Source organism: Erythrobacter sp. S249 (genome assembly GCF_057364975.1).
In genome coordinates, this window is the sequence record NZ_CP200287.1 from 1062630 (window position 1) to 1076001 (window position 13372).

The 13372-nt window shown below is 60.8% G+C and carries 10 protein-coding genes; 1 reads left to right on the top strand and 9 read right to left on the bottom strand.

What is annotated here, in order from left to right:
* The 4 genes from AC0V6V_RS05135 to AC0V6V_RS05150 all read right to left on the bottom strand — a co-directional run bounded on the left by AC0V6V_RS05135 (position 1) and on the right by AC0V6V_RS05150 (position 6898).
* Positions 1–1230, bottom strand: a complete 1230-nt coding sequence (locus tag AC0V6V_RS05135) for an Nramp family divalent metal transporter (RefSeq protein WP_486164359.1) — start codon at positions 1228–1230, stop codon at positions 1–3.
* Complete coding sequence (locus tag AC0V6V_RS05140) at positions 1227–4865, bottom strand: hydantoinase B/oxoprolinase family protein (RefSeq protein WP_486164360.1); 3639 nt, start codon at positions 4863–4865, stop codon at positions 1227–1229. Before AC0V6V_RS05140 ends, AC0V6V_RS05135 begins: the two co-directional genes overlap by 4 nt.
* Before the next feature lie 70 nt (positions 4866–4935).
* The gene (gene eda / locus AC0V6V_RS05145) at positions 4936–5568 is read right to left on the bottom strand and encodes a bifunctional 4-hydroxy-2-oxoglutarate aldolase/2-dehydro-3-deoxy-phosphogluconate aldolase (RefSeq protein ID WP_486164361.1); all 633 of its coding nucleotides are present in this window, start codon (positions 5566–5568) and stop codon (positions 4936–4938) included.
* 139 nt (positions 5569–5707) lie between these two features.
* On the bottom strand, positions 5708–6898 hold the full coding sequence (locus AC0V6V_RS05150; RefSeq protein ID WP_486164362.1) for an FAD-dependent monooxygenase: 1191 nt from the start codon (positions 6896–6898) through the stop codon (positions 5708–5710).
* 145 nt (positions 6899–7043) lie between these two features.
* On the opposite strand from AC0V6V_RS05150, the gene AC0V6V_RS05155 reads away from it, so the two are divergent.
* Positions 7044–7841 (top strand): DUF1499 domain-containing protein, encoded by a 798-nt coding sequence (locus AC0V6V_RS05155; RefSeq protein WP_486166233.1) that lies wholly within the window; start codon positions 7044–7046, stop codon positions 7839–7841.
* On the opposite strand, the gene AC0V6V_RS05160 is transcribed toward AC0V6V_RS05155, so the two are convergent.
* From AC0V6V_RS05160 to AC0V6V_RS05180, 5 genes are read right to left on the bottom strand one after another with little or no spacing between them, the layout of a single operon-like run.
* Positions 7831–8436: a CDP-alcohol phosphatidyltransferase family protein gene (locus AC0V6V_RS05160; RefSeq protein WP_486166234.1), complete on the bottom strand. Its 606-nt coding sequence runs from the start codon at positions 8434–8436 to the stop codon at positions 7831–7833. The genes AC0V6V_RS05155 and AC0V6V_RS05160 overlap by 11 nt on opposite strands.
* Before the next feature lie 12 nt (positions 8437–8448).
* Positions 8449–9750, bottom strand: coding sequence for a NupC/NupG family nucleoside CNT transporter (locus tag AC0V6V_RS05165; RefSeq protein ID WP_486166235.1), 1302 nt, complete (start codon positions 9748–9750; stop codon positions 8449–8451).
* On the bottom strand, positions 9747–11888 hold the full coding sequence (locus AC0V6V_RS05170; RefSeq protein ID WP_486164366.1) for an FAD-dependent oxidoreductase: 2142 nt from the start codon (positions 11886–11888) through the stop codon (positions 9747–9749). The genes AC0V6V_RS05165 and AC0V6V_RS05170 overlap by 4 nt, the downstream gene beginning before the upstream one ends.
* A gap of 46 nt (positions 11889–11934) precedes the next feature.
* Positions 11935–13056 carry an FAD-dependent oxidoreductase gene (locus AC0V6V_RS05175; protein WP_486164367.1) on the bottom strand — a complete coding sequence of 374 codons (1122 nt, stop codon included), beginning with the start codon at positions 13054–13056 and terminating at the stop codon, positions 11935–11937.
* A 46-nt stretch (positions 13057–13102) separates the two neighbouring features.
* Entirely contained in the window at positions 13103–13369 is a 267-nt protein-coding gene (locus AC0V6V_RS05180) for a hypothetical protein (protein ID WP_486164368.1), read from the bottom strand.
* Positions 13370–13372 lie beyond the last annotated feature (3 nt).

The following is a 13372-nucleotide window of genomic DNA, read 5'->3' on the forward strand; positions in this document are numbered from 1 at the left end:
CTACATCAGGCCCGCCGCACGCAGCACCAACCTCAGGCCCAGTCCCGCTGCAATCAGCACCACGCCAAAGCCCAACACATTCGCAAGCGTGCCATTGGCATAGCGGCCCAACACCGCCTTCTGGTTCATCACATAAAGCAGGAATGCGGCGACTATCGGCAGCAGCAGACCATTGGCAAATTGCGCGGTCACGATCACCTCAATCGGCCGAATGCCCGCGAGCGATATGCCCGCACCAATCACAATCACGCTGAGTGCGATCCCCCTAAAGGCGAACGATTTCTGGCCGCCCTTCAGCCGCAAAACCTCTGTCATCGCAAAGGCAGTGGCAAGCGGCGCGGTAATAGAACTCGTCAAGCCCGCTGCAAACAAACCGATACCAAGCAGATATTTAGAGCTAGAACCAAACAAGGGTTCGAACTGGCTCGCCATTTCTGCGGCGCTGGATACAGTGATCCCGGCGGCAAATAGGCTGGCCGCGGCGGTCGATGCGATCAGGATCGCGATCAGGCCGCCAATGCCAATGGCTATGCTGGTGTCGGCGCGCGCTTCGCTCAAATTGGCGTCGGTATTTTCGGTTTTGCTCCAGCGCGCCTTGGCCGCCGATGCGTGCAAAAACAGATTGTAGGGAACCACCGTGGTGCCGATCAGAGCGATGACGGTCAGCAGCGCTTCCGGCGGGATCTTAGGCACGAACATACCGGCAAACATCGCGCCGAAATCAGGGCGAACGATGGCGAATGTCGCCGCAAATGCGAGGGCCATAATCGCCACCAAAGCAAGCAGAACGCGCTCAATCTGTTTGTACGATCCAGCGAGCAGCAGCGCCGCGGACAGCACCGCTATCGCGATCACCGCGACCTTGAAGGCCGCATCCCCCTCGCCCGCAATCGCCGCAATTCCGAGTGCCGCGCCAGACAGATTGCCCGCCTCATAGGCAGCGTTACCAAGGTAGAGCGCAAGGCCGACGAGCAGGATCAGCGGCCATTTGAAGACGGAAGTTTGCAGCAGGTCCGCCAAAGTCTCGCCCAGCCCGCGCTGCGTCACCACGCCCAGTCGCGCCGACATTTCCTGCAAGATGATCGTGGCCAGCGTCGCAAACACCAAGGCCCACAGCAGCGCAAAGCCAAAGCTCGCGCCCGCGATGGTGCAGGCGGTGACGGTGCCCGGACCAATGAACGCGGCGGTCACCAGCGCGCCGGGGCCGATATTGCGAATGCGGCTGATCATGTGTCGTTGCTTTCTGCTTCCCTATCGGCAAGTGGGCCGAAGCCGCCGCCGGTGGGTGTTTCAATCACGATCCGGTCGCCGGCCGCCATATGGGTTTGCGCGCAGCCGCCAAGGTTGTCGCTGCTACCGCCCGCGCGCTCAGCCAGATTGCGGCCCACGCGGCCATTCTCGCCACCCATGATGCCTGGGGCTGGCACGCGCCGCCGCTCTGACAGGATGGAGCATTCCATATCCTCCCGAAACCGGATCACTCGGCGTACCCCATCGCCCGCGTTCCATTGGCCCTTGCCGCCCGATCCGCGCTCAATTCGAAACTCGTCGAGCACCACGGGATAGCGCTGCTCCAGCACTTCGGGATCGGTCATCCGTGTGTTGGTCATATGGGTGTGGACGCCGGAGGCTCCGTCAAAGCCCGGGCCAGCGGGCGCGCCCGAGCAGATCGTCTCATAATATTGGACGCGGGCATTGCCAAAGGTGAGGTTGTTCATCGTCCCCTGCCCGGTGCCGAGCCGCCCGAGCGCCGCGAACAGAGCATCGGTGACTGCTTGGCTGGTCTCGACGTTGCCCGCGACCACAGCCGCTGGGAAAGCAGGGTTGAGCAGGCAGCCGTCTGGGATGATCACGTCAAGCGGCTTCATACAACCAGCGTTGAGCGGAATGTCATCGCCAACCAGGCAGCGGAAGACATAGAGGATCGCGGCATGCGTGATCGCGCGCGGGGCGTTGAATGCGTTGTTCATCTGGGCAGACGTCCCAGTGAAATCGACGACCGCGCGGCCCGTTTGTTTATCCGCGCGGATGGCAACTTTGATCACCGCTCCGCTGTCGAGTTCGAGCGCAAATTCGCCGTCATCAAGCGTCTGGATCGCGCGTTTGACCGCAGCCTCCGCGCTGTCCTGGATAAAGCCCATATAGGCGCGCACTTGCCCCAGCCCATAACTGCGCACCAGCTTAGCTAGCTCATTCGCGCCTGCTTTATTGGCTGCGACTTGCGCCATCAGATCGGCGATATTCTGAGCCGGATTGCGCGCCGGATAAGGCCCGCTGCTGAGCACATCCTCCATACGCGCGGTTTGAAATTCGCTGCTCTCAACCAGCTTGATATTGTCGAGCAGCACGCCCTCTTCATGGATGGTGCGGCCCAGCGGCGACATGGATCCGGGCGCGATGCCGCCAATATCCTCGTGATGCGCGCGCGAGGCGGTAAAGAACATCAGCGCGCCATCCGCCTCGTCGAACACCGGGGTAACCACAGTGATATCAGGGAGATGCGAGCCGCCCTTATGCGGATTGTTATGCACGAACGCATCGCCTGGCTGGATCGACTGGCCGCTTTCGATGATCGTCTTTACGCTCGCATCCATTGATCCGAGATGCACCGGCACATGCGGGGCATTGGCGACCAGATTGCCGCCCGCATCAAAGATGGCGCAGGAAAAATCGAGCCGCTCCTTCACATTCACCGATTGCGAGGTGTTGCGCAGGACAATGCCCATTTGCTCGGCGATCGACATGAAGAGATTGTTGAAGATCTCGAGCGTGACCGGGTCGCTTTGTTCGCTTGCCAGTGTGTCCGCCGCCGAAGTGCTTTCGGCCTTGCCTGCCGTCAGGATGAGGTGCCCATAGGCGTTGAGATCGGCGCTCCAGCCCGGCTCAACAATGATCGTGCCAGTCGGCTCAGTAATGATGGCGGGGCCTTGGATGGCCGCTCCGGGCACTAGTGAGGCGATGTCATAAATTGGTGCCTGGTGATGCGCGCCCTTGGTGAACATGCGCACTTCGTCAATCGGGGTTGGCTCCGCAGCGCCGCGCCCCTCCAGAACCGCTTCAACTGGCGTCTCGACCGCTGAGCGGGTTTCGACCACCAGAGTGTCCAGCAACACAGCCTTACCCGGCGCGAGAAAGCCGAATTGCCGCGCATGATCCGCTTCAAACGCCGCGCGCATCGCCGCTGCGGTGTCGATGGCGACGCGGATGACCGTGTCCGTCCCGCGATAACGCAGCAGAGCAGACGCACGATGTTCGAGGGTGTGCTCATCCGCTCCTTGCCCCGCCAATTCGCGCGCGTTCTCCGCCTCAAGTTTAGCGATATCGGCATCAACCTGCGCCAGCACTGCATCGCTGAGCTCATCTTCGATAACCCGCTGCCGCTCGGTCTCTATCGCGGCCAATCCCATGCCATAGGCGGACAGGACACCAGCAAAGGGGTGCAGCAAGATAGAGCGAATGCCGAGACGTTCCGCGACTAGGCAGGCGTGCTGTCCCCCCGCTCCGCCAAAGCAATTGAGCGCATAATTCTGCACGTCATAGCCGCGCGCAATCGAGATTTTCTTGATCGCTTGGGCCATGTGCTCGACTGCGATCTCAAGAAAACCCTCCGCCACTTGCTCCGCGCTGCGGCCGTCGGCAATTTCGCCCGCGACCGCTTCAAAGCCCGCGCGCGCCGCCTCCACACCCAGCGGCTCATTCTGACCAGCGCCAAAAATCTTCGGAAAATGGTCCGGCTGCAATTTGCCCAGCACGACATTGATATCCGTGACCGTCAGCGGGCCGCCGCGCCGGTAACTCGCCGGGCCGGGGTCTGCACCCGCCGAGCCCGGTCCCACCCTCAGCCGTCCATCCTCGTAGCGCAGCACCGATCCGCCCCCGGCGGCCACGGTGTGAATGTTGAGCATCGGCACGCGCATCTGAACGCCCGCGACCTTGGTCTCATAGACCTTCTCAAACTCGCCCGCGTAATGCGACACATCGGTTGATGTCCCGCCCATGTCGAAGCCGATCACGCGGTCGAACCCGGCTAGCTTTGCCGTGTGCACGCAGCCGACGATCCCGCCTGCCGGACCAGAGAGGATAGCGTCGCGCCCACGAAACTGCGCGGCATCCACCAAGCCGCCAGAGCTTTGCATAAACAGCAGCTGACCCGGCTCATGCACCTCGCCAAAGGCGCCCGCCACCCGGTCGACATAGCGCCCCAAAATCGGCGTCAAATAGGCATCGACAATCGTCGTCTCGCCGCGCGGCACAATCTTGCTGAGCGGGCTGACATCATGGCTGACCGAGATTTGCGTAAAGCCAATTTCACGCGCGATCTCTGCCACTTGCCGTTCGTGTTTCGGAAATTTGTAAGCATGCATCAAAGCCGCAGCGAGGCAGCGAAGGCCCGCATCATAAGCCGCTTGCAAAACGCCGCGCACCTGCGCCTGATCCAGCGGCAACTCCACCGTTCCATCCGCCAGCACACGCTCATCAATTTCGGCCACTTCGCGGTAGAGCAAATGCGCCTTTTCAATGTTGAGCGCAAAGGTGTCTGGCCGCGATTGATAGCCAATCTCGATCACATCCCCGAGCCCGCGCGTGGTCAGGAACAGAGTGTCCTCGCCCTCCCGCTCCAGCAAAGCATTGGTGGCAGTCGTCGTACCCATTTTGATCGCGGATATCTGATCCAGTGGGATTGGCGCATCGCCGTCCAGGCCCAGGATCAGGCGAATGCCATGCAGCGCGGCATCTTCATAATGCTCAGGATTTTCGGAAAGGAATTTGTGGGTGGTCAGCGCGCCAGCGGGATCGCGAGCGACGATATCGGTGAAGGTACCGCCGCGATCAATCCAAAACTGCCAGCCGGTGTCCCCGTCCATCTCGCCTCAACACGCACCCAAAAAGCTCATCACAATCTAAGCTGTGGTCGAGCCGGGCGGTGATGGCAAGTTAGCCCTTGGCAATCGCCACAGCTTCGCTCGCCAGCTGAGTGACGCGCGCAAAATCGCCGCTTTCCACTGCATCGCGCGGGGTCAGCCAGCTGCCGCCGCAGGCGAGCACGTGATCAAGCGCCAGAAACTCTGCCAGATTGCCCGCGGAAACACCGCCGGTGGGCATGAAGCGCATCTCGCGAAACACGGAACCCAATGCCTTGAGCATTGGCACGCCGCCGGCGAGGCTGGCGGGGAAAAACTTCACATCACGCAGACCCAGTGCATAGGCGCGCTGAACTTCGCCAGCGGTCATGGTGCCCGGGAAGAAGGGAATGCCTTCATCGAGACAATAGACAGCAATCTCGTCAACTAAGCCGGGGGACACGATAAATTCCGCGCCGCTCGCGCGGACAGATTTGGCTTGGTCGAGTGTCAGGACGGTACCCGCGCCAACGATCAGACCCTCGGTTTCAGCGATGATTGCCTCCATCCCCGCTTGGGCGGCATCGCTGCGCATCACAACCTCAATCACCGACAGGCCGCCGGCGTTTAGGGCATTGGCGGTCTTCACCGCGAGTGCCGCGTCATTCTCGCCAATCAGAGGAACCACGGGCGCTGCGCTGAGCCGGGAAGAAAGATCGCTGGTCATGTGGGTATGCCTCCGTGCCCCATTGCGCCGCTTGCCGGGCGCCTTTGAAAGAGGCTTGTCTCTAACCCTTATTGCGCCTGATGCACCAGTGAAAACGCTGTGCGGCGATGGAGCAAACGTATGCGCGGCGCACCGTGATTTAGGCGGTGTGCGCGGTCACATCATGGCCATATATCCAGTCGAATTGCGCATCCAATGCTTTGGGGACAAGGCGACTGGCGAGCCAGATCGGTCCATAAGTCGCGAGCTTCGCAGGCGCGCTGCGGCGGTGGAATATGCCCATATTACCAGTGGCACGGCGCTGAACCCGGGCGGTGCGCGGCTGACGCTGCGCCTCATACCAAGCCAGCGCATCTGGCACGTGCGCTGCCTCGGACAAAGCGCGCGCTAGCACCCAGCCATCTTCAATCGCCATCACCGCCCCCTGCGCCATAAATGGCAGCATCGGGTGGCAGGCATCGCCGAGCAGAGTGACGCGCCCGTCGCTCCATTGATCGATTGGCACGCGGTCAAACAAGGCCCAGCGATAATGCGCATCGGCTTGCTCGATCATGCGAGTGATGACCGGGTGCCAACCTGCGAAATCGGCCAAGGCCTGTTCCCTAGTTCCGCGCTCGCTCCAGCTTTCGACCTGCCAATCATCGCGTTCCACCACGCCGACAAAATTGGCCAATGTCCCTCCGCGCAGCCGGTAAGTGACGGCATGCTTACCCTCACCCATCCAGATGCAAGCGGCCGGCGGCGGGGCGTGCTCACCCAGCTGATCCATGGGCACAACAGCGCGCCATGCGACATTGCCGGTGAAGCGCGGCTTGGACAGCCCGAGCATCTGCTGACGAATGACGGATTTGATGCCGTCTGCACCGATCACAATGTCGCCTTGCACTTGCGATCTGTCGGCGAGATTGGCCCAGGCAGAGCGCGCGTCCTGACCATAGCCCGTAACCACCGAGCCAGTTCGCAAGGCGCCCGGACTGCGCGTTTCCAATGCGTCTGCAAGCACTGCCGCCAGGTCCGCACGGTGCACATGCCAGTATGGCGCGCCGTGGCGCTGCTCCATCGCTGCGCCCCAGCGGGTGCGGCCGATCAGCTTGCCAGAGGTACCGATGCGAAACTGCGCTTCCTCCGGGGCGAAGGCGCGTTTCTCCAATGCCGTCTCCACGCCGAGCGCGCGCAGCACCTTTACGCCATTGGGGCTGACCTGAATGCCGGCGCCCACTTCGCTCAGCTTCTCGGCCTGCTCCAAAACCTCGACCTGCCAACCAAAGTGATTGAGGCACAGCGCCGCACACAGCCCCCCAATTCCGCCGCCGACAATGATCGCTTTCATGGAAACCTATGCCTATCCGCTTGCGCCGCCGGGCGGCGTCTGGAGCGCCCCCTATCGCGGGCGCAGTGAATTCTATCAACACCCGCCTTTGCCTGCGTGATGATGGGGCTTTGCAGCTTTGGGCTGCCTCGCTAAAGATGCGGTCATGCAAAAAACCCCTTGGCACAGCCGCTTCGTTTTCGCCCTCGCCTTGCTTTTGCCGGTCTATTTCGCCGGTTCAGCGCTTGGGACCAAGTTTGGATTGTGGAGCTGGCAGACAGGCCTTGGCACTCTGATCGCCAAGGTTGGCCCGCTGCTGCTCGGCGGCGTGGCGCTAGCGGCATTGGCTTCCTTTGTGGTCTGCATATTCAGAAAACCGCGCAAAGGCTGGCTCTTGGCATTGCTCGCAATTGCGATCCCGGCGACCGCTTTTGGCGCGCTGGCGATGGTCCGCGCTCAGGCAGGCGCGATCCCGCCGATCCACGATATTGCGACCGACACCGCGAACCCTCCCGGCCTGTCTGCCGCAGCGCTGGCCGCGCGCGATGAAAGCGGCGCGAACCCGATCAACGATTATCAGACCCCGCTCGGTCAGATTGACATGTGGAAAGAAGGCGATCCTGAGATCGCCAGCAAATCCCACGCTCAGCTGATCACATCGGCCTATGCGGATCTCGCGCCTTTGCCGCTCGGCAGCACCAGCCAAGCAGACGCCGTGGCCGCGGTTGCGGCAGCGATGGAAGACATGGGCTTTGACAATGTGGTGGCCGATACCGAAGCTGGCAGAGTTGACGGTCTGGCTGAGACTTTCTGGTTCGGCTTCAAGGATGACGTGACCGCTCGCGTTGCGGAAAATCAGATCGATTTTCGCTCGATCAGCCGGGTCGGGGTAAGCGATCTGGGCGCCAATGCCGCACGGATCGAAGAGCTGCGCGCGAATGTCGAAAAGCGGCTCAATCCTTAAACTGAATTGCGGCCAAGGCGCTGCGCTGAAAAACGGTTATGACGCACAGACCCGCATATGCGTATGCGATGAAAGCGAACCATGTCGGAAACGCGCACATTGCAATGAAAACTGCAATGGTTTCGGCGCCTTCTGCGAATCCAGTAGAGTAAAAGAAGCTCTTTTTCCCGTGGGCGTCTGTCTCTTCACCGCGCTTGCCCGCGATCACCGCAAAGGCAAGGAAACTGGTGCCGGTTAAGACGAATGCTGCGACCAAGACCAAAGCGGGCAGAGTGTTCGCCGGATCAAGCACGCCAAAGCCGAGCGGGATCGAGACGTAAAACGCGAAGTCGGCAACAATGTCGAAATAGCCACCCAGATCGCTCGGCTGCGTCGCGCGCGCCACCGCTCCGTCCAGTCCATCGGCCAAGCGGTTTGCGATAATCAGCACGAGGCCCAACCACAATTCGCCAAAGGCAATCGCCGCCGCCCCGGCCAATCCCAAGGCCAAGCCGCCAAACGTCAGCATATTCGCGCTCACGCCAAGGCGCGCCAATGCAGCGCCCATCCGGTTCAGCGGCGGATCAATTAGAGGGCGGAGTTTTGAGTTGAACATCGCAGTTCGGCTTTACGTCCCAAACGTCACGAGGCCAATCCACGCGCCCGTCATGGCGGTGGCGATATTGCCCGCAATCCAGCTCTTGATGCCCAGCCCAGCGGCCTCTGCCCGGCGTTCCGGGCACAGAGTGCCAATGGTCGACACCAAGAGGCCAATGCTGGCAAGGTTCGCAAAGCCGCACAGAGCATAGGTCACGATCAGCAGGCTGCGCGGATCGAATGTGCCCTCTGCCAGGGCCGACAGCTCCAGAAAGGCGACATATTCGTTGAGAATCGCCTTGGTCCCCATCAATCCGCCTGCATCCTGCGCCTGATCCCACGGCACGCCGATCACCCACATTAGCGGAGAGAATAGCCAGCCGAAAATGCGCCCCAATGTGAGCGCTTCCCCGCCCACCAGGGGCAGCAGGGACAGCGCCTGATCGGTTAGTGAAACCAGCGCAAACACCACGATGATCACCGCCACCACGGCCAGAAAGAGCTGCATCCCGTCCATCGTGCCTTTGACGATGGCATCAATGCTGCCTTCGTATTTGAGGCCCGGATCTTCGCGGTCGATCTCGGTTGCGATTTCTTCGCCGCCATCCGCATCCGCTGTGCCCGGCACCATCAACTTCGCGATCAACAAGGCCGCAGGCAGCGACACGAGCGAGGCGGAAATCATATGGCCCACCGCATTGGGCACCGTCTCTGACAGGGTGGAGGCGTACAGCACCAGCACAGCGCCGCTGATGGTCGACATGGCCAGCACCATCACCTGAAACAGCTCTGCCCGGCTCATTTTCGCAAAATAGGCGCGGATCACCAGTGGGCTTTCCACCACGCCGAGAAACATGTTGGAGCCGCCCGCGAGCCCTACGACGCCGCTGACCTTCAGCGTACGGCGCAGCATGTAGGACAAGCCGGCAACCAGCCAGCGCAGTACACCCCAATGCCACAGCAGAGCGGCAATGGCGGACAGAACAATCACCAAGGGTAATATCTGAAACGCCACGATCAGCGGCGCATCCGCGCCCTCTTTGAGCTCAAAGGGGAGCGGTGCACCGCCGAGATAGCCGAACATGTAGGCTGAGCCATCGAGCGTCGCCCGCTCAATCGCGGCCACACCAGCATTGGCATATTCCATCACGGACCAGACAAATGGCACCCGCACGATAATCAGCGCGAGCGCGCCCTGCATCACCAGCGCCCCGGCGATCCATGCCCAGCTGGGCCGCCCGCCGCGGTTTTCAGACAGGCCCCATGCGATCAGCACCAGCAGCGCAAGGCCGATGATCCCGCGAAACTGATCGAAGAGTTCCAAACCGCTCAACCGCGCCGCCAAGTGTGATATTTCTCCACAAAGGTGAGCAGTTTTTCCGGCTTGTGCGCTTTCTTCCAATTACCCGCGGCAAATTTGTTCGCCTCAGCCATGGTTGGATAAGGGTGCACGGTGCCCAGGATCTTATTGAGACCCAGCTTGTGCTTCATCGCCAGCGTATATTCGGCCAGCAATTCGCCCGCATGCGCGCCGACAATGGTCGCGCCCAGAATGGTGTCTTTGCCGCCCGGCGGGGTCAGCACTTTGACGAAGCCCTTGGTCTCGCTTTCGGCGATTGCGCGGTCGAGATCGTCGAGATCATAGCGGGTTACCTCGTAGGCCACGCCCTGCTCTTTCGCCTCAGTCTCGTTCAGACCAACGCGGGCAACCTCTGGATCAAGGAAAGTCACCGCCGGGATCACGCGGTAATCCGCCTTAAACCGTTTGAACTGGCCGAACAGCGCATTGACGCTGGCGAACCAAGCCTGGTGGCTGGCGGTGTGGGTGAATTGATAAGGGCCAGCAACATCGCCCGCCGCATAGATATTCGGGAATTTGGTGGCGAGAAATTCGTCGGTCACAACCGTACGGCTAGTGTCGACGCCAATGTCCTCTAGGCCATATCCGGTCAGGCGCGCTTTGCGACCAACCGCTATGATCAGCGCGTCATAGGGCACTTCGCTCTCGCTACCCCCATGCTCGACGACAATCGCGCCGCCTTCTGCGCGTACCGCTTTGTGATCAGTCAGGACGGTAACGCCCGCTTCCTCCAGCGATTGCTGCGCCAGTTCAGAAACCTCTTCATCCTCGCGGCCCAGCACACGGTCCGCCATTTCGATCTGCGTGACGTTAGAGCCGAGGCGCGCAAGGGCTTGGCTGATTTCACAACCAATCGGTCCGCCACCCAGCACAGTGACGCGCGCGGGCGCTTTGTCCATTTCGGCAAAGGCATCCCACATAGTGTCCGAGGTGAGGTAGCCGCTATCTTCCAATCCATCGAGTGGCGGAACAAACGGCTCTGCGCCCGCTGCGATCACAATGCTGCGCGTGGTGAGGCGATCTGTACCGCCATCATTGCGCGCGATCTCGACCGTCCATGGATCAATGACCTTCGCATAACCTTCAATCACATCAACGCCGAGATCGGTGTAGCGCTCCACACTGTCATGCGGCTCGATAGTTTTCACCGCAGCCATAACTCGGGCGATGGTCTGCTTAAACGGCACCTCCGGTTCATGCGGCGTAAGGCCATATTTGTCAGCATTGCGGATCATCGAAGCGACCTTGCCGCTCTTGATCAGCGCCTTTGATGGCACGCAGCCCGTATTGAGGCAATCGCCGCCCATCTTGTTCGCTTCAACCAAGGTCACCTTAGCCTTCACCGTCGATGCGATGAGCGCGGAGACCAGCCCGGCGGAGCCTGCACCGATAACCACCATATTGCGGTCGAAGTATTTGGGCTTGGTGAAACCTGCGTAAACCTTGCGCCGCTTGATCCAGCCGATAATCAACTTGGCCAGCCACGGGACGATTGCGAGCAGCACGAAAGAGCCGATCAGTGCGGGCGACAAAATGCCCTCAAGACTGTCGATCTGAGCAAGCTGGGTGCCCGCATTCACGAACACAGCCGTGGCGAGCAGCATGCCGATCTGGCTGACCCAGGCGAAAGTGAACGTTTTGATCCGGGTGAGGCCCATGACCAGATTGACCACGAAAAACGGGATCGCCGGGATCATACGAATGGTGAAGAGGTAGAACGCGCCGTCGCGCTCCAAACCATTGTTCACCGCCTTTAACCGGTCGCCAAAGCGTGCCTCTATGCTGTCACGCAGGACATAACGCGAGGCGAGGAATGCCAGCGTTGCGCCAATGGTAGAGGCGAAAGAGACGACAATCGTCCCAACCACCAGGCCAAAGAACGCACCAGCAGCAACCGTCATGATCGCCGCACCGGGCAGCGAAGCGGCAGCAACGGCTACATAGGCTAGGAAGAATATTCCAATCACCAAAACCGGATTCTCTTGATAGAACCCATCGATGTTGGCGGCTTCCTCTTTCAAGCGCTCGATTGAAAAATATTGTCCCAGATCAAAAATGAAATAGGCGGCGATTAGCGCAATCAGCGCGATTATGATGACGATCTTCTTCATGGGTTTTCCTATGCTTACCCCTACTTCGCGCTGCTTGGCCAAGCGGTTACAGTTTGCCGGCCAGCTTCGCGTAGGAGGCCAGCCAGCGTTTGTCGATCCAGCGTTTGAGTTTTGCCGCCCAGCGCCCTTTGGCCACGAGCCCACCATAAACGGCGATGGCAGAGCCATTGCCGGTAGAGATCAAGTAAAGGCTGGCCGGACGCGGATCGTAGGTGTGGCTAGGCTCTAGACCGCCCGCAGCGGCGCGAATGTTGCCGGCGAGTACGGGGCCAGTATGGACCGCATGCACTCCAGATCGCGTGACATGCCGGTCTTGGCGGCTCGCGACGTCTCCGGCGGCAAAGATATGCGGGTGGGAGACGCTGCGTTGGTGGGCATCGACCGCGATGAAGCCTTGTTTGTCGGTCGCAAGCCCTCCCGCTGCGGGCCAATCAGGTGCGCCGCTGCCTATGGCGGCAACGATCAGATCTACGGACTCTAGGGAATGCGAACCGGCGAGCAATTGGCCGTTTTCGATGCGAGCATTGTCTGCTGCGACTGCGATCCCTTGGGCGGCGAGTTCGGATTGGACGAGGCTGCGCGCTTTCGCCGCGAAGCCCGGAAGCAAGCCATCTGATCCAGTGATCAGTGTGACTTCGGGTTTTGAGTTTCCGCCGCGCATATTGCGCAGGCCAAAGGCAAGCTCGGTCCCGCCTGCCCCGCCGCCAATTACCGCGACGCGCCGCGCGTCCGCTGTTTGGCTCCATTCGCGCAACCGCTCAGCAAAGGCATCAATCGGGCGGACATCGGCAATGCGCGGATCATTGCCCAGGATGAGCGCGGCCCGGCCGACTCCGCCGGTGTCGATTGAGCATCTCTTGAAGGCTATCAGCCCGCTGCTCAGCGTGATGACAGAGCGTGCCTCTGGGTCGATGGCAACGCAGCGGTCGGTTATGAATTCAGCGCCCGCGCGCTTCGCCAACGCCTTGACATCGACCAGGCCATCCTCCGGCGCATATTCGCCCGCGATCCAACCGGGCACAGTGCCGGAATATCGCAAGTACCGCGAAGGGCTGAGGACCGCCGCACGCGCCGCTGGCAAGCCGTTGCGGATCCAGTCCGCCAACACCGCAAGATGCGCATGCCCGCCGCCGAGCAGCAGAATCTCAAAGGGCGCAGGCGCAGTCATCCCTGCCCCATTTGCGCGCCCGCTCGCCGATGTCAAAGAATGCGCGCTATCTCAGGCAATCAAGTCCCTTCGATAAGCGGTCCTGCAAATCCTGTTGGCTGATCTTTTCTACATCAGAAACTGCATCGTCCGAAGCAAGCAGGCCCGCCTGACAACGCAGCGACTGCGACACGAGATCAACCGATTGCAATTGCGCCAGATGGTTGGAGAGCACCTGCTCATCGCTGCACAATACCTCGCCAAGGCCTTCGACAATCTCGGCCAGCTGAATGAGCTCACCCGATATATTGCCGAGCAGTTCTGAGGGGATCACTTG